We start from the raw sequence: 21,365 nt of genomic DNA on the forward strand, positions 1-21,365 counted from the left end.
CCTGCAATCTCAAATGCCGCCGCAACCGGAAAACTGACTCCTGCTCAATCGCTTAGAGCCTTGTTCACGGACGACTAGTTGGGACGTTGTTTGATCAACAAATTGCCCTGCTGGCTCCGTATCAGCGACTCCGAAGGGCGAAATTCCGCGGCCGCCACATCGCCGCGCTCGCGGGATCCGTGGACGGCAACCGGTTTACACCGGAGTTTCTGATTGTCCCGTTGCTCGACCGATGCGTGGGCCGTGGTCGTCCATCTCACCGTCAGATCGGCAGACCGAGTTGCGGCTCGGCCTGGAATTCGCCGTGCAACGCGGACAACGAGACCCCCAGAAGCCTGACTGGCTTTGGGATCGGCATCTCGCCCTGCAGGAGACCGACAGACAGATATTCCAATTCGCTGCGGCTCGAGACCGCGATACGGATTTGCTGCGCGTGATGATCTCGAAGTCGTTGAACTTCATCTTCAGGGTAACCGTACGCCCCCGCGCGCCCTTGTCGTCACAGTGCCGCCAGACCTTGTCGATGAGTGGCTCGAGTTCGACGACCATGGCGTCGAAGTCGGTGAGGTCGGTGGGAAATGTGTTTTCTGCGCCGATGGATTTCCGGATCCGGTCGGCGCGGACCTCACGGTTGTCGACGCCCCGCGAGATCCAGTAGTAGTACTCGCCGGCTTTGCCGAAGTTGGCCTGCATAAATTCGAGCGACTGATTGCGCATGTCGAGGCCGGTGTAGAGGCCGAGGGCGTTCATCTTGGTGCTGGTCGCAGGCCCAATGCCATGGAATTTACCGACCGAAAGGGTCTCTACGAATGCCGGGCCCATCTCAGGCGTGATGACGTATTGGCCGTTGGGCTTGCGGTGGTCGGAGGCGAGCTTGGCCAGAAACTTGTTGTAGGAGATACCGGCCGAAGCGTTGAGGCCAGTTACCTCCTTGATCTTCGCACGGATCGCCAACGCGACGTACCTGGCCAACGGAATGCTCTGCAGATTTTCGGTCACGTCGAGGTAGGCCTCGTCCAGCGACAGCGGCTCGATGATCGGGGTGTGCTCGGCGAAGATCTCGCGTATTTGCTGGGAGATCGCCTTGTACACCTCAAAACGCGGCTTCACGAAGATCAGGTCTGGGCATTGCCGCTTCGCGGTAAGCGATGGTATGGCGGACCTGACGCCGAACTTGCGCGCTTCGTAGCTGGCTGCCGCCACGACGCCCCGCTCCCGGGATCCGTCGACGGCAACCGGCTTGTCGCGAAGATCTGGATTGTCCCGCTGCTCGACCGACGCGTAGAAGGCATCCATATCGACGTGGATGATCTTCCGCTGGCGTCCCGGGGAAGCTGCCTGGTCGTCTTCGTCCTCGCCGGTCACGTCGCCGGCCCGGCAGGATCTTCCTTGACGCCGCGGGCGACAATCCGGAGCGTGTCGTCCGGAAGCGGCCGCTGCAGCTTCAGGGCCTCGTCCGGAGAGGCCGTCATCCAGGCTTCGACTTCGTCCGCAGTCGTCAGGATCACCGGCATCGCCTTCGGGTGGATGGCGCCGACCTCTGCGTTCGGCTCCGTCGTGAGAAACGCAAAGATGTCGTTGGTCGTCTCGCCTTCCTTGACCTTCCGGACAGACGTCCAGTTGGCCCAGATGCCGGCGAAGCAGGCGAGGGGCCGGGTCTCATTGAGCGCGAACCAGATATCACCGCCCTCGGTTTTGTCGAACTCGCTGAACGAGTTGAACGGCACCACGCAGCGGTTTTCGGCTCCCAGCCATCTCGTCCAGTGCTTGCTCTTCACGTTGCGGATGTTGGTCGTGCCACCGTCCGGCTCCATCCGTAGCAGCTCCTTGAAATCGACGGTCTTGCCCTTGGCCTGCAGCTTCTCGGCTCGTTTCTTGGTGGCGTCCATCAGCGCTTTTGACGACGACGGCATTCCCCATCGCGCCGTAGCGAGTTCGCGGCCCTCGGCCCCGTTGCGCACGATGGGTGCCTTGTAATCGGGAAAAACCCCCGGCATCGGCGCCAGATTACCAACATATCGGTTCACGACGCGGAACAGCGCGCTGATCGCGGCTTGGTTGGTCGTGATCGAGTAGAGATTGCAGATGTGGACGGCCCCCCACTTGTCAGGATTGTAGCAGACTTTTGGCCAGATCGCTTGCTATCAGATGTCCGGCCTGTTTGCGCGGACAAAGCCCGCTGGCCGAGATGGTGTTCGCTACGCACGCTCCAAGCACATGGGCGACACTCTTAGTGCCAGTGTAATCTTCGGAAGCTCGCGCGTATCGACCGATCGGTCCTTCCATCTACTGCGTCCTGCAAGTTCGTGGGCAATCCGCCGAGCAACCTGCTCGCGGGCCGATTTCAGATCAAGTCGGCATGGCGGCTACCGGCTGCTTGTACACGCCACCCGATATCATCAGGCGCCAAGCGATGCGGGCAAACTTGTTTGCCAAGGCCACCGCGACCAACTTTGGCGGCTTTCGCCCCAGCAGCGAAGCGAGCCATTGTGTGGGCTTATGACGGCCCTTTCGGATATGCCTCAGCAGTGCGGTTGCACCGACGATCAACGTCGATCGCAGTATAGAATCTCCGGCCTTTGTAATGCCGCCGAGCCTTTGCCGGCCGCCAGTTGAATGATCCTTGGGTGTCAGCCCGAGCCACGCCGCAAAGTCGCGACCCGATCTGAACGTCTCGGGCGGCGGCGCTTTCATGCTGAGCATCGACGACCCAATCGGACCGACGCCTGGAATTGTCGCAATACGTCTGCTGATGTCATCCTCGCGATGCCACTTCATCAGCTTGGCCTCGATCTTCGCCAGGCGAGCTTGGACCGCGGCATACTCGTCAGCCTGAAGGCGGAAGAGATCCCGCGCCATTTCCGGCAGGCTTTCGTCTTCGAGCACACGTTTGATGAGTGCCGCGACGTTCTGCTGGCCGGCGGGCCCGACGATACCAAACTCAGCGGCATAGCTCCTGAAAGCATTGGAGAGCTGCGACTTCACGCTGACCAGGCGTTCCCGCACAGTCATCAACATGCAAGCCGCTTGCCGTTCCTTCGACTTCACCGGTACGAACCGCATGCTGGGCCGGGTGACCGCCTCGCACAGTGCCTCGGCGTCGGCCGCGTCGTTCTTGCCGCGCTTCACGTAAGCCTTCACGTATTGAGGAGGGATCAGCTTTACCTCGTGCCCGAAAGATTGGAGCAGGCGCCCCCAATGGTGCGAGCTGCCGCAAGACTCTATGGCGACGAGAACCGGCGGAAGCCGCTCGAAGTAGCGGATCATCTCGGCTCGCCGAAATTGGCGCCGGACAACCACTACCTCATTTTCATCAACACCGTGAAGCTGGAACACCGACTTCGAGGTATCCATGCCGATACGAACGGGAATATTCATTAGACTTTCCTCTCATCTTTCTGTGACGCCGAGAGCGCCATCAAACCGTGGGGATGAGAGGCCGTCCACACCAGCACATCGGTCAGGCTTCGGTCCGAGGGTGGCGCGGCTGCGAGGCCAGTTGTAGCAGAGTCGCGGAAGGACGCCGGCCCGCCTTGGCGCATTTGCGGCAGCGCAGCCGGCTGGCGAGATCGTGCACGAAGGTGGTCGGTGGATGCTTCATCGCCGCGAGATCAACGTCGCTCGGCGTCTTGCAGCGCGCGCACTGGATCTCCAGCCAAGGGAAGCCGCCATTCACCGCTTGGTCGATTGTCGGGGACGGATCAATCGGTTCTCCGTCTGAACACATGCGTTCGTTCCAACTCTCGCATAGCAGCTTGTCGGCCTGCTGGATGAGCGCTTCCCCCTTCGATCGCGCCTCCGCCGATCGGGTAGCCAGGATGTTGGCGATTGCCCGCGCCTTGCCGAGCTCTTTCGCCAGAGCCTTTCGGTCGCCGCCCGACAGGGGCGTAGGGTGATACTTCGGGGCCATCCGGACATCCAGGCGCAAAGAGATCGGATCGGCAATCCAGAGCGGGCTACGGCGTCTCGAACGCCGGCCAGCACCCGTCTTCTTCATGCCTCCCGGTGCGCTGCTGACAGGTGTTGTCGAGCAGCCGCTGCGCGACGTCCTTCCAGACCGCGTTGCCGCCATACAATCGGACTGCATCGGCGGTCTGGATTTCCACGGTTCGCTCGCAGCGGCGGCAGGAGATGCGCAGGACGTGGCGCTGAATTTCCGAAAGACGCCGCTGCCGCATCTGGGCTCCGGTCGCCTCGGCGCGCGGGTCTTTGAGGACCGATTCCCAGTATTCGGCCGGGAGCGGCGCATCTTGAGTCGCCGCGGGGAGAGCTGGCCTGCGGGCGGCTTCAGCGGCCAGTTTTTCCATCTGCTTCGGGGTCGGCATGCGCCAGCTCGCGGGTCGGTCGGTCATTCCGAATTAGAACATAAAGTGAACAGAAGTCGAGTCCGGCTACGATGGTCGCTGAGAAAAAATCATCCCGTTAGGATGGCCCCGATGTCGGAACCAAGCCGGGCGGATCGTCTTGAATCCAGCACCAGTATTGGAGTTCCCCGTCATGGCGCCCCGCGCGAACTGGAAAGGCTTCCTGCGTCTTTCACTCGTCACCTGTCCGGTAGCGCTCTATCCGGCCACGTCGGAATCCGAAATGGTCTCTTTCAACCAGCTCAACCGGAAGACCGGGCACCGCATCAAGTACGCCAAGGTCGACACCGACACCTTCATCGAGGTGACGAAGGAAGAGCTCGAAAACGTCGCGCTGGAATCGACGCGGACCATCGAGATCGACGAGTTCGTCGACCGCAGCGAAATCGACCCGAGGTATCTGATCCGTCCCTACTACCTGGTGCCGGATGGGAAGGTCGGTCACGACGCCTTTGCCGTCGTCCGTGAAACGATCCGGGAGATGAACAAGGTTGCGATCGGTCGCGTGGTGCTGACCAATCGGGAGCACATCATTGCACTCGATCCGTTGGACAAGGGCTTGATGGGAACGTTGCTGCGCTATCTCTACGAAGTCCGTTCCGAGAAGGAGTATTTCGACGACATTCAGGACGTGAAGGTCACGAAGGACATGCTCGATCTCGCCAAACACATCGTCAATCAGAAGGCGGGTCACTTCGAGCCGGACAAGTTCGAAGACCAGTACGAAACAGCCCTCATCGATCTGATCAACCAGAAGCGAGCCGGCAAGACCGTCACCGCGAAAGAACGTCCTCGGGGCGAGAACGTCGTGGACCTGATGGACGCGCTGCGCAAAAGCATTAGAGGAGCGGCGACCGCGAAAGAGGCGCCGAAGAAGTCGGCCAAGAAGCCGCGCAAGGCGGTAGCCGGCCAGAAGGAAATGCTGATGCCGATCGCCGGCAAGAAGCCGAAGGAAGCCGCCGCTAAGAAGTCGGTGTCCAAGCCGCAGCGGAAGTCAGCCTAGCGTGCGCGATGGCTTCGCGTAAGCCACAAAGCGCGGGGCTACTCTGTTTCGAGGACACGCCACCGATCTCGAAGTCTTGCTCGGTCATCCAGGCGGACCATTTTGGCAGAACAAGGATGACGGAGCCTGGAGCATCCCGAAAGGTCTGATCGGCGCCGATGAAGCGCCGCTGTCCGCCGCCCGGCGCGAATTCGCCGAAGAAACTGGACACAACCCCGAGGGACCTTTCTTGCCACTCGGTGAGGCACGGCAACCGGGCGGCAAGGTCGTCCAGGCGTGGGCCGTCGAAGGCGATTGGGATGCCGCGCTCATCCGCAGCAACACCTTCGAATTGGAGTGGCCGCCACGTTCCGGACGCCGTCGGGCCTTTCCGGAGATCGACCGTGCGGCTTGGTTCGCCGTTGCCGACGCGAGACGGAAAATTCTCAAGGGAAGGCTATTTTCGACGATCGATTGCTCGAGGCGCTGGCAGAAGGACGCGCGTCCGGAACAGCGGACGGAATTCGTCGATGAGAACTACGCGATGTGTGCCGGCCTGCCCGCTCAACCTTTCGCGGTGATCCAGTCGATGCGGCCAGATGTCATGTACACTATCGCGCCGCGCTGTGCGCCCAAGACATGAAGATACTGACCGAGTTGCTCTCGATAGGCCATGCGATCTCGTCCGCTCGGCGCAACGTCGCTTTTCCAATCGAACGCGACCAGATCGCCGTCGTCTGCCAGAGCGACCGCATCGGCGCGCCCGGAAATCAGTCCGCTGGCGCCAGCGCTCGTTGCGCCATACAACGGCACTTCCGGAACGAGCCGATGAATGAACGGCTGTAATTCGGGCAGGGTGAAGGTGCGAAGGGCGGTGTCTGCCATCTCGTCGGGATCGGGCTTGCCGTTCGGCGTCGCGTCCGTGGCGAGCTGCCGGCAAAGGTCGTGAGCCCTTTCTCTTATATCGCTTGCTATCGCGGCGAGTTCTCCGGTCGCCAGCTCCTCCATGAGCTTGTGCAGAATGATGCCGCGCAGGCGACTTCCCTGGATCAGCACCAGGGCGTCGAGCGCTCCATCTTCGGTGGAATCCGGGAGCTGCGTCGACAGGACATCCGGATCGCTCTCGCTGGGTTTGATCCATACAATCGGCGGAGAGCCTCGCTCGATCCGCGACTGTTCTTCGGCGAAGACCTCCGCCGACTGTCGATTCTCGCTCGACTTAGGTGTGGTGACGACAGCGCGACGAAGCTTCGAGACGTCCAGTTCAGGGATGTCGTCGAGCCCGAAGTCGAGCTGCTTCGCCCAGGACTTCTCGTCGCACCAGGAGAAGTCGGGAATGACGAGCAATTCCATGGCGCGCGTGCAAGCCACGTAGAGTAGCCGAAGGTTCTCGTCGCGCTTTTCCTGGTTCTCTCCTTGCAGCGCGCTCTCCAGCGTGGGCGGCGTCACCTGACCGAGCGCCCAGTGCAGGCTCTCGTCGCTCCGGCGGTACACGAAGGGCTCGGGCGGACGCGGCATCGAGGCCCGGTTGATAGGAATGACGACCGGCCACTCAAGGCCTTTTGAGCTATGGACTGTCACGATCTCGATGGATCGGCCGTCCGCTTCGACGATGCCCTCGGCGAAGCCGGTGCCGGCTGACCAATCTTCGTCCAGATCCCGGGCGAACTGCACGAACCCGCGCACTCCATAGTTTCCGGCGCGCTCGAGCAGACCATCGACGTTGGCGAGCGAGCGCGCGGCCTGATCCGCACTGCGTCCGGCGACGATAGCGCGCACGCGAAGCCGTTCGATCGCTTCGGCGAGCAGCAGCGCAGGCGTTGTGACGCGCAGCCGGAGCCGAAGATCGCGCAATATGCCGAGCACCTCTCGCGCGAGATCGTTCTGTACGATCGTCGGGTCGGTGTTTAGCGAGAGGCGGGCCGACTCGCTGCCCGGCGGAACGGGAAGGCTCGCGGTGATCGTGAGCAAATCCTGCTCGGAGAGACCCACCAGGGGCCCTCGCAGAAGGGCACCCAAGGCCAGCGTGTCGCGCGGGTCGACGATACTTCGCACCAGCGCGACTAGATCCTGGGCCTCCTGCCGCTTGAAGAGGTTTTTTCCGGCTTGCGACGCGAAGGGTAGTCCGGCCTCCTCGAGGGCTCGCTCGTAGCGCCACAGCTCGGTCGAGACGGGCGCCAACAGGGCGATGTCCCCCGGCGTCAGGCGCCTGCTGCCGCCGTTGTTCAGTTTCAGTTCGACGTTGCCGATCAGGCGGCTGCAGATCTCGGCGACAGCGCGAGCCTCTTCGTCCCGGCTAGTGTCTATTCGGGTGTTCGGCAACAGATCGACGGATACTTTGGCGACGCTCGGAAAGCCGTAATCGGCGTCGTCTCTCGTGCCCTGCAGCGCGACGTACCCCGCCTGTTGCGCAGCGAGCGGTCCCGCGAAGCAGCCGTTGATGTGTTCGAGGATGCGCGGTCTCGAGCGAAAATTCGCCGTGACCCGAAGTATGTTGTCGGGAAACTGGGTCTCGATCGCGTTCCGCACCATGAGGTAGGTGGCGAGATCGGCTCCCCGGAAGCGGTAGATGGCCTGCTTGGGATCGCCGACCAGGAAGAGTTGGCCAGGTCTCAGGCGACGCTCCTGCCAAGCAGCACCGGCAGATCCGTCGGATCCTGCCAAAAGAAATAGAATCTCCGCCTGCACCGGGTCTGTGTCCTGGAACTCGTCGACCAGTATACGCGAGAAGTGTTTGCCGGCGGCGGCCCGTACCTCGGGATATCGGCGAAGGACCTCGCGGCAGGTGAACAGCAGGTCGTCGAAATCCATTACCGCCGCTCGCCGCTTGAACGCTTCGTATTCGGCAAGGAGTCCGTCGAGCTCGGACGAAAACACGCTGACGATCGCAGTTGCGATCCGACCCATCAGCGTTCCGTAGGCATCGCGGCATCGCGCATAATGCTGTTCAGCCTGGTCGGCGAGAGGCCCACCCTCTACGTCACCCTTGGCGCGCTTCCAAATCGAACGTCGCCTGTATTCGCGGAGATCAAACGATTTGGACCGCATCAAGGGCAGCGTCGCGGGATGCGCCGCGTCCCACAACCGCGCGAAGTCGAGGCCCGCCGCAAAGCTGCGCTCGAAGTGCGTGGCCAACGCTTCGAGATCGGCGATATCGCTTTCGGCGTCGCGCGGTCCCCCGACACGGTCGTACCAGCGGCGGAACTCGCGAACGTTCTCTCCGAAACCGAGGTGAGCGTCGGCATCCAGGTCGGGCGATAGGGGGCGGGCATTCCGATGGCGTCGCCTCGATTTGGCGAAGTCGCGCAGGAGCTTCTCGGCTCCGGTCGGATCCTTTCGCGCCACCACCGTGATCGCATCATCGGCCGGACGGGGCTCGTCGAGCCGATCGCGCCACCAATGATCGAAGATCGCGTCGAATATGAAATCGGCCTGATCGCGATCGAGAATTTCTGCGCCCGGATCGATCGCTGCCTCGACGGAATAGGTCAGCAGCAGGTCGTGGCAGAAGCCGTGTATGGTCGAGCAGGTCAACTCGTCCAGTAACTCGCTCGCCTTCTCCAGCGATCTCCGCTGCGCCGCCTTCAGTTTCGACGGAATGCATAACCGCATTTCGTCCGGAACGGTTCCGGAGAGCAGGGCGTCGAGGTAGTGAGCGATCCGTTGGCGGAGCTCGCCCGCGGCGAGCTCGGTGAAGGTGATCGCCGCGATAGACCTCGGAGCCGCACCGCCGGCGAGCAGCATAACCACCCGCCCCGCGAGCAGCGACGTCTTTCCAGTGCCTGCGGCGGCTTCGACCAGCAGCATCGAATCGAGCTCGGTCAATGCGCGGCGGCGGTCGCCGTCGTCGTTGCGCGGTGTCATGGCGTGCTCCAGAATTTGGAGAGTCCTCCCGCAGCACGGTCGAATGCTATGCGTTTGCGACGTTCGTAACCGGGCGAAGCGGGAAAGGCCAATCGAAGGTCGTTGGACCTGTCGTAGGAGAGCCTTCCAGGTACCGCATTTCCTCGGTCCAATATTGCCATGACCTCGCTCACGAAGTCGCCGATCCGGACGATCGCGGCATCGACATCCTGCAATCTGACCTCGAACGGCTCACCGGCCAGATACAGCAGCCTCGCCAAGACCCTTGGTTCTTCTTCGAGCAGTTGCCGACACGCAAGCGCGTACAAGGCACGTTGCAGTTCGGCACCGCCGCCGATCACGATGCGGGCCGCGTTCTTGGGCGGTGCTCCCGTTTTGTAGTCGGTTACCCTGACCGCAAACGGATTGCTTCGCATGTCGAGCCGGTCGATCGTGCCGCGCAGACTAACGGGCGTGCCCCGTATTGTGACCGGTATCGTCGGATCCCACGGCAGTTCGCGACCGGCTTCGAAGCCGGCGGATTGACCGAACGCCACCTCGGTCCAACTGCGCGTGCCGTCTTCGTTGATGTCCTTTCGGAGGAGGCCGGCCAGCGCCATCGCTTTCGCGTAGCCGACGGTATTGGTCCACAGCAGCCTCGGCGGGACCGGACGTTCGAGGGGCCACGCGGCGTGAACGACCTTGCTCGCATCCTCGAGCGCGTTTTCGATCTGGATGTCGGACGCCTTCGCGTATCCAGGTTCCGGTTCGAGGGCATCGACGGCGCGTCGAAGCAGCTCGTGCACCAGCTTGCCGAATTCGTCGGGCGCGATCGTCAGCGGCTGCTCGCGCTCCTGCGGGACGTCGAAACCGAGAGCGTACTTCCAGACGAATCCCAGCGGGTCTCGCAGGAGCCGTTGCAACGAGGTCGCCGACTGAACCCTCTCGATCGAACGCCTGACGGCGGGATGACCCGGCTGGAAGCATCCGTCGTGGTCCGTGAGGCGCTCGACGTGCCAATCATGCCAGCACCGGCCAGCCGAACCGACCTGATCGATGCCGGCTGCCTCTTCGGGGCGGGCCAGCAGCCGGTCGGAATGGTTGAAGGCATGCTCGGGAATCCGCTCGCGTGGAAGGACGGTCTCTTTGCGGTTCTGCAGCAGCGGGCTGCGACCGACACGACCGCCTTGCGGGCCTCGGCGGCCGCGCGAAAGCACGGCGCTTCCAGACGCGGCAGCGAGGATGACGGCGAAATGCCTGCGGTCCGCGCGCGACACCGGATCGACGTCGGAGGCGTTGGCCGGAAGGACATGGTCGGGCAAAATCGGATCTTCTCCGCTTCCCCGCGGCCAACCTCGGTTCGTGAGTCCGAGCAGCCGCACGTGGGGGCGGGGTGCGGCGGCGAGATCGCCGGCCGGACACCACACGACGGCATCGGCCGCATCCGTATCCGACGCGAGACGTATGCCCCGCAACGACAACTCGATGGCATCGGTCGGTGCGGAACGGGTTGCGGCCTGCCAAATCCGGAGCGAGCGTCCATGAAGGAACATCGCCGCCGCCTCGTCCGCCGCGTCCGGTCCCTTCGCGAGCAACTCCAGGAGGCGTACGGTGGCGTCGGCGGAAACTCGTCCAGGCGCTTGGCGGTCTGCCGTTTCGAGCGCGCGCCTCCAATCCGACACGCTCGAAAGCGCCGCGCCTCGCGGTATGGCGTCCAGCCAACGGTCCGGGAGTTCGTCCGGCGGCAGGCCTTGTCCCCGGCTCACGGCGAAAAGCCGGCGAGCGCGCTGCTGACTCAAGCCGTGCATCAGGACGTCGGCCAAGGCCGCGCAGCGTTGTCCGTCGCGCGAGGCGAGCGCCGAAACTCCATGGGAAAAATGAAGCCGGAAGCCGGTGCCTTCGGAGCATGCGAGAAAGTGATCGTCCCACGCCGTCGTGTTAGCCGACGCGATCGCGATCTCGTTGGGTTTCGCGATGCCCGAAGCGATGAGTTGCCGCGCCCATCTCAAGCTCTCGACCACCTCGTGGCGGACGTCGGCGCACGAAACGACGGCGGGCTGTTTGGTCGAGGCCGGATCCAGCCTCGAGATCGTGCCACGGAACCAGCCGGCGTCGGCTCCGGTCGGCGCGGTCCACTCGACTGGGACGACCTCGCGAAGCGCCTCGATCAACGGTCGCCAGACCGGCGCAATAAAGGACAATCCCTCGATGCGCATCTCACCGATGATCCGAGGCGCATGTCGAACGCGCTTCAGCGCGGCGTCGCGCAGTTCCCGTGGCGTCATCGCTGCCGGAGACAAGCGCGATTTCAGTCTGACCTCTATCCGAGACATGTCCGCGATGCGGCGGTGACTGTCACGGCCCGGCGCCGAGAGATCGAAGTCCGCCGCCCAGATCTTCCTCAGGGTCCGGAACACCGCCCGCGTCATGCCCGGCAGATGTCGCACGCGCTCGAGCTCGTCGAAGCCGCCTTCGTCGAGCGCCTCCTGAATTGCGGGCTCCAACTGATCGGCCGAAGCCGGAATCGCGAAACCACCGGCGAGCCTTGCGGCGACCTGTGGCAAGTTCAGGATCTGGAGACCGCAGTCGTTGGCCTGCGCCGCCGCGAAGCGGCGCATCTGGAACGCCAGGGGGCCCTGGATCACCGCGGTCCGCAGTGTGGGTACACGATCGTCGCTCAACTGCCCGCGCCCCTTTTTTTCGCGCCGATGGAAGTGTCCGTGGTCTTCGACTGAGAGGCGACTGAATGGATTGTCAGGTCAGCCAGTTGCGGTGAGCTGTCGGCTGCCCCTATCGTGGATCGCCAACCATGGACCACAACTCCCGCTCCTGCTCCGCCTCAAGTTCCTCAAGCGATACTGGGATGAGAGAGAATTCAAGGTTGTACATCGGGATCTGCCACTCATTGTACAGTGTCCCGGCATGTTCAGCGTTGGCTGTATCCAGAATTAGGCCCTCGGCATGCAACCGCGTCAGCAATTGCTCGGTCAGCCTTCTGCCGTCGTGGTGATCTTCTTTCTCCCTGTATTCCAGGCTGCCCCAGATATCGGACACCGCCTTCAATCCGGCGGGCGTGAACATGCCGACTTGCTCCATGGCCTCGGCGACGAGCAGCGCGCGCGGCCGAAACGATCCGAAATGACCGTAGGGTGGATCGCGCGGCGCACTCCATTCCAGTTTGCCGTCCTGATAGGCCTCGACATCGGCATAGAGCAGGCTCTCGCGCTGATATATGGCCCAATTGGGCGTGATGTATTCGCCGGCGTGCCCTTCGAGATAGTGCCCGTGTCGTTGCCGATCCACGTGTTCGCGAAGCTCGGCAAGGTGCGTTGGCTTCCACGAAACTGCTTCGGCATATATCAACCGCGCTAGGTGATTGTAGAACCAACCGACGATCTTGTTCAGACGGGACGCAATGAGTTTTGGTGGGCAACGCACCGCGTCGATCAGGATCAGGATCTTGGCGGCCTCTTCGTCCGCATAGTTCTCGAGGACTTTTGCTTCCCGACTGTGCGCCTGAAGTTTTTCTGCAGCGGTCCAGAAGCCCTGTGCACTCCGCAGGATGACTGGCAGGCCTTCGGCGATGAACGCCAATCGTTCGCCCTCATCGAGCTGGCATAGACGCCTTGCCTGATGGAGCCCGATGTCAGGCCCTTTGGGCCGCTTCTTTGCGTTGTTCATTGCGGCGTCCGCCTCGATCTCGCGCCTGCGCTCTATTGCGCCGACGCTTCGCGTCTCGCCAGGCGCCCAAGTCCGACTGCCGCCAACCAAAGGAGGAGAAGCGAGGCGATGAAGCCGGCGCTCATGAACAGCACCGAATCGACCGAGATAGGCAAGGCAAATTGAAAGTCCCTCCAGGTGCGGCTGGCAATGTCCTGGTCGTAGCCGTTCGCAAAGGCGGCGACGCGAGTGAACGAGCCTGGCTGGCTCATCGCGGATTGCTGCGCTCGCAGCTTGGCCAGGCGATCGATCGTCTCCGACATTCTGGTCGCCTGGTCGCGGATAAGCTGTTCTTGATTTCGGCCCATCAGCGCCAACGCGCCGGGGCGGTCGTACCCCGAGCGTCGCGAGTCCTCGTCGAAGTGACTTACGATGCGGTCGAGTTCGTCGATGGCTCCGCCGAGGCGTTGGGCATACTGCTGCGCGAACTCCGGCGCTTGCCCAAACAAGGCTGCGGCGATCAGCGAAATTGCAACAAGCAGCCACGTGCGCATGTTGGCGCTCCTTATCCAGCCACCCCCAACGCCGCCATCGAATGCGCAATGATGTCGTTGCGATCGATATCGCGGTCGGCGGCAAAATCGTAAAGGCGACTGATGCGCTCGCCGTCCCAGCGGAAGCGGAAGTGGGCGCCTTGGACGCCGCGGTCCACCAGCACCTCGTTGTTGAAGATGCAGATGAACTCGCTGCCTGGCAGTTCGGCCATTTTGAAGAGGACGCCGTGAACGCCGTCCTCGTAAAGGCGCTGTCCCATCATCCGCCGCGCCGTCTGCGACGTCTCGGGCGGCAGTCCGCGAAGATCGACGAATTTCCCGACGACCCTATTGGTGATCATCCTCATATCGACACCGCAAGCCGGCTCGTCGGTGCGGCAAAGAAATTCCTCGCGTCGAATGATCGCGCGAGCGAGCGCGCCCCGCTCGTCGGCGGCGAGTTCCAGGACCGAGTACGGCGGCGGAAGCGAATACGTGCCTTCCGGCATAGGATAGGCGAAAGGCGCGTGGTTCCAGTTCTGCAGCCTGGGAGAATTGGAGTCGGACGAAATGTCGCCGCCGGTGATGCGGGCTTTCGCTGCAAGACGCGGGTTGGTGATCGTCTCGAGCTCGGCGGCAAACGTCTGCATCTCGCGAGAACCGAACTTCTCGTAAATGTCGATGGTCGGCCATTTAGAAGGAATCAACCGACGATACTGGTCGTCGACTGAGATTTGCGGATACTCCAAACTTACCCTCCGCGCTGGGCGTCGACGTACTGTCGCACCCTGATGATGTCGCTCAGATTGCCGGTGAGCATGACGTCGAGGGCCGATGCTCCCTCGAAATAGCGGTTCGGCCGGCGGATCCAGCGCACGGCGGCCTCGGGCGAATCGAGCAGGATCCCGAGAGCTTTATAGACGGAACCCAGATGCGAAATCCGCTCAAGGGTATCCGCCGAAACGTCGCCGCCATCCTTGCGCCAACGGAAATAGGTCGAGCGGCCGGGAGATCCGAGCAATTTGATCTGCTGCTCGGTGCTCAAGTCCCAGATTTCCGCGAGTTTGAAGAAGAAATCGAGCGACGATGGGCGTGGTCCTTCTGGCTGCTGGATGGTCTGTGTCCGGTTGCTGATGTCCATAGGGCTCCTCGGGTTGTGCCAAATGGTACTCGATTTGCAAAAATAGTCCCATAAGGTACAGTCTCATTACGGACTGATTCGGAATCATCGGTCTCTTCCGGGATTTCGTCAAGGCAAACGGCGCCTGTCCGTGCGCACCCGAAGGAGACGGCTCATGGATACGGTGCTGACGAGTTCCCATGACGAGCAGGCGAAGGCCCGCTCGTTCGAAGTCCAGATCGGCGACGCCAATTTCGACTTCGCCACGGTCGCGTTCGATGACCCCGAGGTCACCGGCGCCCAGGTCTGCATGGCCGCTGGCCGGCACCCGGTCGAGGATTATGTCGTGCTGCGGCATCTCGGGACGGGCGAGTTGGAATCGCTGCGTCCCACCGAGACCTCCGATCTCGACAAGAACAAGGTCAGCCGCTTCTTCGTGATCAAGGGCGGCGACACTCACCGGTTCTTCGTCGAAGGCCTGGCGATGGAATGGCCCCACAACAAGCTGATTGCTTCGCAGATCAAGTTTCTCGCTGGCGCCGCCGACGATCAGGCTCTGTGGTTGGAACGTCTGGGCGTCGATCAGGTCTTCGAGGACGACGATGAGGTCGACATCGGCGGCGGCGGGGTCGAACGCTTCAAGCTGCGGCACCGCAAGAAGACGGTGACGGTGATCTATGGCGGCGATGTCGAGTTCGAACTGGAGCGCCGCATCTACACCACCGAGGAGCTGATGGCGGTGTTCGGCGTGCCCGCCGGCTACAAGCTGGACATCATCGGCATCGATGGCGTCTTCCGCGAGATGGCGCCGAGCGAACGCCTCAAGGTCAAGGACGGGATGGAATTCGCCTCCCATCCGCCGGTGGGACAGTCGTCGTGACCACCGAGTTTCAACTCGCGGCGCTGCGGCGGATCAACCGCGGCGCCGAACTCTGGGACGAGGGAGGCCAGCCCCTCGTCTACCTGCCGGCGATGAAAGTACAGCACGACGGAGGCACGGCGACGGTCGACGGCCTGCTCTGCCCGCGCAGCCATGGCAGCTACACCACCCGCCTCTTCCTGTCGCAGTCCTTTCCGAACCGCGGTCAGAATTGGACCGTCCATCAGATCATGGGCAGGGCCTGGCACACGATGTCTTACAACTACGTGCCGGCATCACTGCGCTGGGCCGAGATCCTCGCCATTCACCTGGGGCAACTCAAATGAAGGTAGCACTGAAGATTACGGGTCCGATGCTGGACCTCGTCCGGCGCGATCTCGCGCGCCCCCATTTTTTCGCGCACGAGCGCGTCGGCTTCCTGACGGCAGGCGCCGCCGCCGCGCCGGGCGGGTTGATGCTGCTGGTCCGCGGATACATGCCGGTCGCCGACGAGGATTACGAAGTCGCCCCGGGCGTCGGTGCGCGGATCGGATCCAACGCAATGCGCAAGGCCGCGCAATCGGCCTACCGACCCGCGTCGGCGCTCCTGCACGTCCATACCCACGGCGGGCGCGGCCTTCCCGGGTTCAGCGGCGTCGACCTGAAGAGCGGCAACGAATTCGTTCCGGGCTTCTTCCAGTCCTGCCCGAAGATGCCGCACGGTCTCCTGGTGCTGAGCGACAATGGCGCGATGGGCCTGCTCTGGCTCGAGCCCGGCAAACCTTCCGTATCGATCGACCGCTTCATCCGAGTCGATCAGCCGATCGTCGAACAATGGGGTGCGAAATATGAGCTGGCTTGACCGACAGAGCTTTCTTGGCGCCAAGAGCGAACAGCGGCTGGCGGAGGTGACAGTCGGCCTCGTGGGACTCGGAGGCGGAAATTCGCACGTCGCCCAGCAGCTCGCACATGTCGGCATCGGCAATTTCGTGCTGGTGGACGCAGACCACATCTCGTTGACCAATCTCAACAGGCTGATCGGCGGCACCTGGTGGTACGTGCTCAAGCGGACCGCGAAGGTCGCGATCATGAAAAGAATGATCCTCGCGATCAATCCGAAGGCCCGCGTCGAGATCCATCGCAAGCAATGGCAGCTCGCGGGCGACGCGCTGAAGCGCTGCGCGGTCATCGTGGGCGGCCTCGACAACGTGCGGGGCAAAGACGAGCTCGACGCCTTCTGTCGGCGCTTTCTGATCCCGTACATCGACCAGGGTATGGACGTGCATGAGCTGGGTGGCGGGCATGGCCACCTGGTTGCTGGCCAAGTGGTGCTGTCCGAGCCCGGTAGCCCGTGCCTGCGCTGTATGGGCGTCGTTACCGACGCGGCGCTGGCGGAAGATCTCGCAGGTACGGCGCCGCCGGCGGGCGTCCGCAGGTAGTGTGGTCGAACGGCGTGCTCGCCTCGCTCGCGGTCGGACTGGTCGTGCAGATGGTGGCGCCATGGAGCCGACGGGCCAAGCCCGGCGCGTATCTCGCGTACGACGGCAATTCCGGCTTGGTCACCGAGGCCGAACGATTTCGCCGCTGGTCGGCTTCCTGCACGCACTACCCGAATGCGGCGGTCGGCGACATGACCTTCGACATTCGCAAGTACATGGCCGGGGAAATAGGTGCAAGTCAGCCCCGCGTTTCGTGGGTGGAGCGCATTCTGTTGTACTTTCGGGGGATGAAAAACAACACATTAGTGTAGCGGCAAAGGTACTAGTTTGCGGGTACTCCATCGATGCCGCGCGGACGTCGAAATCGACAAACCTAGTCCTATCTGCGGCATGCACCGCAGACGTCCCCGCTGCGAGAACGTGGTCGACCTGATGGACGCGCTGCGTAAGACCATCGGCGGCGCTGAGCCGGCAAAGGGATCAAGCCATCGAAGAAACCACGCAAGGGTCGCAAGCGGTCAAAAGGGAATGCTGATGCCCATCGCCCGCAAGAAACCGGCCAAGGAGGCAGCGGCAAGGAAGCCGGCGGCCAAACCGCAGCGGAAGTCGGCTTAAGCTATCTGTGTGGTGGTCCACGGAAAGCTCGCTCCGACACACCGGATGCGTCGGGATATTTTCCGGGCCGGCCGCTCTGTTCGCCCGCTTTGGAAATTCTCTGCTCGAGGTAGACAGCAGAGCTGATCGCATGGCGGCGGTCAGTGGGCGGGGAAGCGTCTCATGGCCAGAAAACTGAAGACCTACCAGACTTCGCTGGGCTTCTTCGATTTGGCGATCGCCGCTCCCTCCATGAAAGCGGCTCTGGAAGCGTGGGGCGCAGACAGCAATCTCTTCCACCAGGGCGCGGCGAAGGAGAGCCACGACCCGGACGTCATCGCCGCGACCATGGCAAAGCCCGGCGTCGTGCTCAGGCGCCCGGTCGGATCCGACTGATCTTTCAGCGAACATGCCGAACTGCCCACGGATCTTGGCGGCGGCGGACCAACGAAAGCCGCTCGCAAGTCGAAAGGTCCAAAGGCGAAGAACCCTTCCTCTCGCCCCGTCGACAAGGCTGCGCAACGAAAGGCCGCTCTCGCCTCCGAAAAGGAGCAGAAGCGGCGCCAGCTTGAACAGGCGAAGGAAGAGACTGCCAGGCAGAAGGACCGTGAACGCCGTCAGCAGGCTGTCGACAAGGCGCAGGCTGCGAGCAAAAGGCTGAGCAAGAGCACGTGAAGCGGGCCGCGGCTATCCAGGCCGAGGTCGAGGCTATCGAGAAAAGATCGCAGGCCGAAAAAGTCCGCTGGGATAAGGAGAAGGAACGATTGGAAACTGCGCTGCGGCGCGCGCGGGATTAGTTTCCGTCGTGCTCGGCGCGGGTCCTTCTAATCAGGAGGGCAATCTGGGCAGGTATCACCGATCGAGTTCAGCACGTCGCGAACCTCGGCCGCCGCTGCATCAGGCAAGACGCCTGCGGCTACGCGGGCGATATAGAAGGCCCGCTCCCTTGCATGCGGATCGGCGCGGTCCTGCATCCAGCCGTGGTCCTCGCACTCGCGGACCGCGCCAGCTTACTGGAGCACATCAATCGCCCATCCGCACATCGTCCGTATCGCCGGTCTTCGTTCACTTGTCATCAGCATAGGAATAGCTCCTGATACGGCGAATCGTTTTGTCCGTCATTCGTTCCGGCTGCTAACACGTGGCTGGAATTCGCAATGGTAGGAACTCAGGGTTTGGAGTGCTACCGCCCGCGACCCGCGAGGAAATCCAAAGCCCCCAGCTAGCGCTTCATTTCCGTTTGTGCGCGTCCGGCAAGTGCCGGACCGGGCTCTCGTGAACCGAGCCGCGTAGCGTCTCGGCCGTGCGGCTTCGATCCCTCCCGCAGAAAAGTGTGTCGCTCGCCGGAGGCACTCGCGCTTGGTCCCGCCGTCATTTCATTCCGGCGTCGCTATCACTGCCCTTCGTTCGGGTGCCTTTTTAACCGGTCTCGCGACTGCACTCGGTCCCGGGTCCCGCCGCTATCGCATCGGCGCTATGCTGACCCTCCTGCGGGTGCCTCTTTTCTCTGCGGGCACGGCCTGCACCAGCCAACATGCCCCGTTTTCCAGATCTAAGGGGCTCCGCCCCTCGCGCGCGCCAGGGCGAAGCGCCGGTCATGCCGGCGCCGACCCGAACGGTCTCCCCGGTCTTCCGCGCTTTCTCAGATCCTCAACACCGGAAATCCTGGCACGCGCTTGTGCAGACCCGCTCTTCGAGCGGCCCTTCGGGCGGGCGATCCCCCTCCGCTCGGGTCGCCCTGGCACTTGCTACCCCTGGTCTCGCCGACGGGCAGGGGCGCAGGCGCGGAGTGCGCCCTGCACCCATGAAAGCAAAAGGAGATCGATCATGTCGGCCAAGCACGTTGAACAACTCCCCGAGAACGGAACGCTAGTTCTCATTCCGCTCAACAAGCTCAAGAAGTCCCCGAAGAATGCGCGCAAGACGCCGCACAGCGATGCGGCGATCGAGGCCTATGCGGCGAGCATCGCCGCCAAGGGCATTCTGCAAAATCTGGTCGTTGAACCGGAGGTCGATGGAGAGGGGGCGGCCACCGGGTTCTATTTCGTGACCATCGGCGAGGGCAGGCGGCTTGCCCAGCTTCTGCGGGTGAAGCGGAAGGAGATCAAGAAGACCGAGCCGATCCGGTGCATCGTCGATACCGCGAACGATCCGCACGAAATCAGCTTGGACGAGAATGTCACCCGGGAAAACATGCATCCCGCCGATCAGTTCCAGGCGTTCAGGAAGCTGGCGGAAGAGCGCGGCTTCGGTGCCGAGGAAGTCGCCGCCCGCTTTGGCGTGACGCCGCATGTGGTGCGGCAGCGCCTGCGGTTGGGCGCAGTCTCTCCGAAGCTGATGCAGGTCTATCGTGAGGGCGATCTGGCTCTTGAGCAGTTGATGGCCTTTGCCATCACCGATGATCACGCCCGGCAGGAAAGTGTTTATGAGCGGCTATCCTATAACCGGGATGCCAGCACCATCCGTCGCATGCTCACCGAAACCCATGTGGCCGCAACCGACCGCCGCGCGCGCTTTGTCGGTATTGAAGCGTACACCGAAGCAGGCGGCTCGATCCTTCGCGACCTCTTCACCGAGGATCGCGGCGGCTATCTGGAAGACGTGGCCCTGCTTGATTTGCTGGTCACGGCAAAGCTTGGTCGCGAAGCCGATGCGGTTCGGGCGGCCGAGGGATGGAAATGGACGGAAGCCCATCTTGATTTCCCGCACGCCCACGGCATGCGCCGCACCTATCCGCATCCTGTCGAGCTTTCGGCGGAAGATCAGGCCGCTCTTGTAACGGTACAGACCGAATTCGACCGCCTCACCGAACGGCACCAGACGGCCGATGAACTTCCTGATGATGTGGACGCCCGGTTCGGCGAGCTTGAGGTCGAGATCGAGCGGTTAGAAGCCAAACGGCAGGCGTACGACCCCGATGACGTCGCGCGTGGCGGTGCATTCGTGATCCTCAATCACGACGGTGCCGTCCGGATCGAACGCGGTTTCATCCGGCCCGCGGACGAAAAGCCGCAATCCGAAACGGAGCAAACTGCGGGAGCCTCGGCGGTCGTCGATCCGGAGGGAGCGGGTGACCAGGCATTGCAAGATGAGAGCGATGAGGGGGCAGCTGCCTCCGACGAGGAAGAGGACGACCGCCCGCTGTCCGACATTCTCGTTCGGGACCTCACCGCACATCGCACCTTGGGATTGCGCCTCAATCTGAGCGAACAGCCCGAAACCGCGATCCTGGCAGGGACGCATGCGCTCGCGGCGCAAATCTTCTATCTCGGTGCGGATGCGCATGTCGTCGGCATCCAGCTGGCCAAGACGGATTTGGCTGGGCATGCGGAAGGGATCGAGGATACACCGGCCGGCAAGGCCTGGGCGGATCGTCATGCCAATTGGGCAAGGCAGATGCCCCGGGATGTCACTGGTCTTTGGACTTTCGTGGCCGAACTCGACCATGATAGCCGCATGGCCTTGTTTGCGCATTGCACCGCATTGACCGTCAATGCGGTTCAGCTGCCGTGGGAGCGGCGGCCGCACGCGATGGCAACAGCCGACCGGCTGGCGGAAGCCGTGTCTCTCGACATGACCGGATACTGGCGGCCGACGGTGCGCAGTTATCTGAGTCGCGTCACCAAGACGCGTATTCTGGAGGCGGTTTGCGAAGGCGTGAGCGTTGAGGCGGCCGAGCGTATGGTGGATATGAAGAAGGTCGATATGGCGGAAGCCGCCGAACAGTTACTGGCCGCGACCGACTGGTTGCCGTCTTTGCTGAGGACGACCAAGCCCAAGGATCAGTCAGATGCGCCAAACGAGACGCAGAGCGGTGATGCGTATTCGCAAGCCGCAGAATGAGGATTGAGCCGGGGGCGCCCGGGCGGCCCCCGGCCGCGTTTAATTTAGGGGGGGGCGCCCCGCCCCCCCCCGGGGGGGGGGGGTTTTTTTTGGGGGGCGGGGGGGGGAGGGAGGGGGGGGGGGCGCCG

Annotated in this window: 19 protein-coding genes and 3 pseudogenes; 10 read left to right on the forward strand and 12 right to left on the reverse strand. The window is 62.8% G+C overall.

The genetic code is table 11. The annotated features are described in order from the left end of the window. Window positions 1–262 precede the first annotated feature (262 nt). From dinB to AC0L30_RS40275, 5 genes and pseudogenes are all read right to left on the reverse strand, one after another. Window positions 263–1,296, reverse strand: a pseudogene (gene dinB, locus AC0L30_RS40255) (DNA polymerase IV). 65 nt (window positions 1,297–1,361) lie between these two features. Beyond that, window positions 1,362–2,087 carry an SOS response-associated peptidase gene (locus AC0L30_RS40260; protein WP_473309061.1) on the reverse strand — a complete coding sequence of 242 codons (726 nt, stop codon included), beginning with the start codon at window positions 2,085–2,087 and terminating at the stop codon, window positions 1,362–1,364. A gap of 262 nt (window positions 2,088–2,349) precedes the next feature. After that, complete coding sequence (locus tag AC0L30_RS40265) at window positions 2,350–3,378, reverse strand: IS110 family RNA-guided transposase (RefSeq protein WP_247766646.1); 1,029 nt, start codon at window positions 3,376–3,378, stop codon at window positions 2,350–2,352. Window positions 3,379–3,460: 82 nt separating this feature from the next. Beyond that, entirely contained in the window at window positions 3,461–3,910 is a 450-nt protein-coding gene (locus AC0L30_RS40270) for a hypothetical protein (RefSeq protein ID WP_473406572.1), read from the reverse strand. 46 nt (window positions 3,911–3,956) lie between these two features. Next, on the reverse strand, window positions 3,957–4,352 hold the full coding sequence (locus AC0L30_RS40275) for a hypothetical protein (protein WP_473309058.1): 396 nt from the start codon (window positions 4,350–4,352) through the stop codon (window positions 3,957–3,959). Between the two features lie 145 nt (window positions 4,353–4,497). On the opposite strand from AC0L30_RS40275, the gene ku reads away from it, so the two are divergent. Together ku and AC0L30_RS40285 are read left to right on the forward strand one after the other, a co-directional pair. After that, window positions 4,498–5,367, forward strand: coding sequence for a non-homologous end joining protein Ku (ku, locus tag AC0L30_RS40280; RefSeq protein ID WP_473309057.1), 870 nt, complete (start codon window positions 4,498–4,500; stop codon window positions 5,365–5,367). Window positions 5,368–5,443: 76 nt separating this feature from the next. Then, entirely contained in the window at window positions 5,444–5,989 is a 546-nt protein-coding gene (locus AC0L30_RS40285; protein WP_473309056.1) for an NUDIX hydrolase, read from the forward strand. Here the strand turns inward: AC0L30_RS40285 and AC0L30_RS40290 are convergent. Then, a complete protein-coding gene (locus tag AC0L30_RS40290; RefSeq protein ID WP_473309055.1) occupies window positions 5,911–9,210 on the reverse strand; it encodes a UvrD-helicase domain-containing protein in 3,300 nt (1,099 codons plus the stop codon). The genes AC0L30_RS40285 and AC0L30_RS40290 overlap by 79 nt on opposite strands. Continuing rightward, a complete protein-coding gene (locus tag AC0L30_RS40295) occupies window positions 9,207–11,012 on the reverse strand; it encodes a PD-(D/E)XK nuclease family protein (protein WP_473406573.1) in 1,806 nt (601 codons plus the stop codon). The genes AC0L30_RS40290 and AC0L30_RS40295 overlap by 4 nt, the downstream gene beginning before the upstream one ends. Window positions 11,013–11,057: 45 nt before the next feature. On the opposite strand from AC0L30_RS40295, the gene AC0L30_RS40300 reads away from it, so the two are divergent. Further along, entirely contained in the window at window positions 11,058–11,924 is an 867-nt protein-coding gene (locus AC0L30_RS40300) for a hypothetical protein (RefSeq protein WP_473406574.1), read from the forward strand. 55 nt (window positions 11,925–11,979) lie between these two features. Here AC0L30_RS40300 and AC0L30_RS40305 read toward each other — a convergent pair whose 3' ends face one another. Genes AC0L30_RS40305 through AC0L30_RS40320 form a run of 4 tightly spaced genes read right to left on the reverse strand, consistent with a single transcriptional unit; the run spans window position 11,980 to window position 14,523 of the window. Further along, window positions 11,980–12,870, reverse strand: a complete 891-nt coding sequence (locus AC0L30_RS40305; RefSeq protein WP_473309053.1) for a hypothetical protein — start codon at window positions 12,868–12,870, stop codon at window positions 11,980–11,982. A gap of 32 nt (window positions 12,871–12,902) precedes the next feature. Continuing rightward, entirely contained in the window at window positions 12,903–13,403 is a 501-nt protein-coding gene (locus AC0L30_RS40310) for a DUF2937 family protein (protein WP_473309052.1), read from the reverse strand. A gap of 11 nt (window positions 13,404–13,414) precedes the next feature. Beyond that, window positions 13,415–14,131, reverse strand: a complete 717-nt coding sequence (locus AC0L30_RS40315) for an RES family NAD+ phosphorylase (RefSeq protein ID WP_473309051.1) — start codon at window positions 14,129–14,131, stop codon at window positions 13,415–13,417. Between the two features lie 2 nt (window positions 14,132–14,133). Beyond that, window positions 14,134–14,523 (reverse strand): antitoxin Xre/MbcA/ParS toxin-binding domain-containing protein, encoded by a 390-nt coding sequence (locus tag AC0L30_RS40320; RefSeq protein WP_473309050.1) that lies wholly within the window; start codon window positions 14,521–14,523, stop codon window positions 14,134–14,136. Window positions 14,524–14,677: 154 nt separating this feature from the next. Here AC0L30_RS40320 and AC0L30_RS40325 point away from each other — a divergent pair, with 154 nt between their 5' ends. The 6 genes and pseudogenes from AC0L30_RS40325 (at window position 14,678) to AC0L30_RS40350 (ending at window position 18,191) form a co-directional block, all read left to right on the forward strand. Further along, a complete protein-coding gene (locus AC0L30_RS40325; protein ID WP_473406575.1) occupies window positions 14,678–15,382 on the forward strand; it encodes a multiubiquitin domain-containing protein in 705 nt (234 codons plus the stop codon). After that, entirely contained in the window at window positions 15,379–15,708 is a 330-nt protein-coding gene (locus AC0L30_RS40330; RefSeq protein WP_473406576.1) for a hypothetical protein, read from the forward strand. Before AC0L30_RS40325 ends, AC0L30_RS40330 begins: the two co-directional genes overlap by 4 nt. Further along, entirely contained in the window at window positions 15,705–16,223 is a 519-nt protein-coding gene (locus AC0L30_RS40335; protein WP_473406577.1) for a hypothetical protein, read from the forward strand. Before AC0L30_RS40330 ends, AC0L30_RS40335 begins: the two co-directional genes overlap by 4 nt. After that, window positions 16,210–16,800: a HesA/MoeB/ThiF family protein gene (locus tag AC0L30_RS40340; protein ID WP_473406578.1), complete on the forward strand. Its 591-nt coding sequence runs from the start codon at window positions 16,210–16,212 to the stop codon at window positions 16,798–16,800. The genes AC0L30_RS40335 and AC0L30_RS40340 overlap by 14 nt, the downstream gene beginning before the upstream one ends. Window positions 16,801–16,814: 14 nt before the next feature. Further along, entirely contained in the window at window positions 16,815–17,111 is a 297-nt protein-coding gene (locus tag AC0L30_RS40345) for a hypothetical protein (RefSeq protein WP_473406579.1), read from the forward strand. A 466-nt stretch (window positions 17,112–17,577) separates the two neighbouring features. Further along, window positions 17,578–18,191 (forward strand): annotated as a pseudogene (locus tag AC0L30_RS40350) (cell envelope biogenesis protein TolA). 27 nt (window positions 18,192–18,218) lie between these two features. Here the strand turns inward: AC0L30_RS40350 and AC0L30_RS40355 are convergent. After that, window positions 18,219–18,476, reverse strand: a pseudogene (locus AC0L30_RS40355) (hypothetical protein). A gap of 745 nt (window positions 18,477–19,221) precedes the next feature. Here AC0L30_RS40355 and AC0L30_RS40360 point away from each other — a divergent pair. Further along, a complete protein-coding gene (locus tag AC0L30_RS40360; RefSeq protein WP_473406580.1) occupies window positions 19,222–21,237 on the forward strand; it encodes a ParB/RepB/Spo0J family partition protein in 2,016 nt (671 codons plus the stop codon). Window positions 21,238–21,365 lie beyond the last annotated feature (128 nt).

Source organism: Bradyrhizobium sp. MI1.11 (assembly GCF_055811255.1).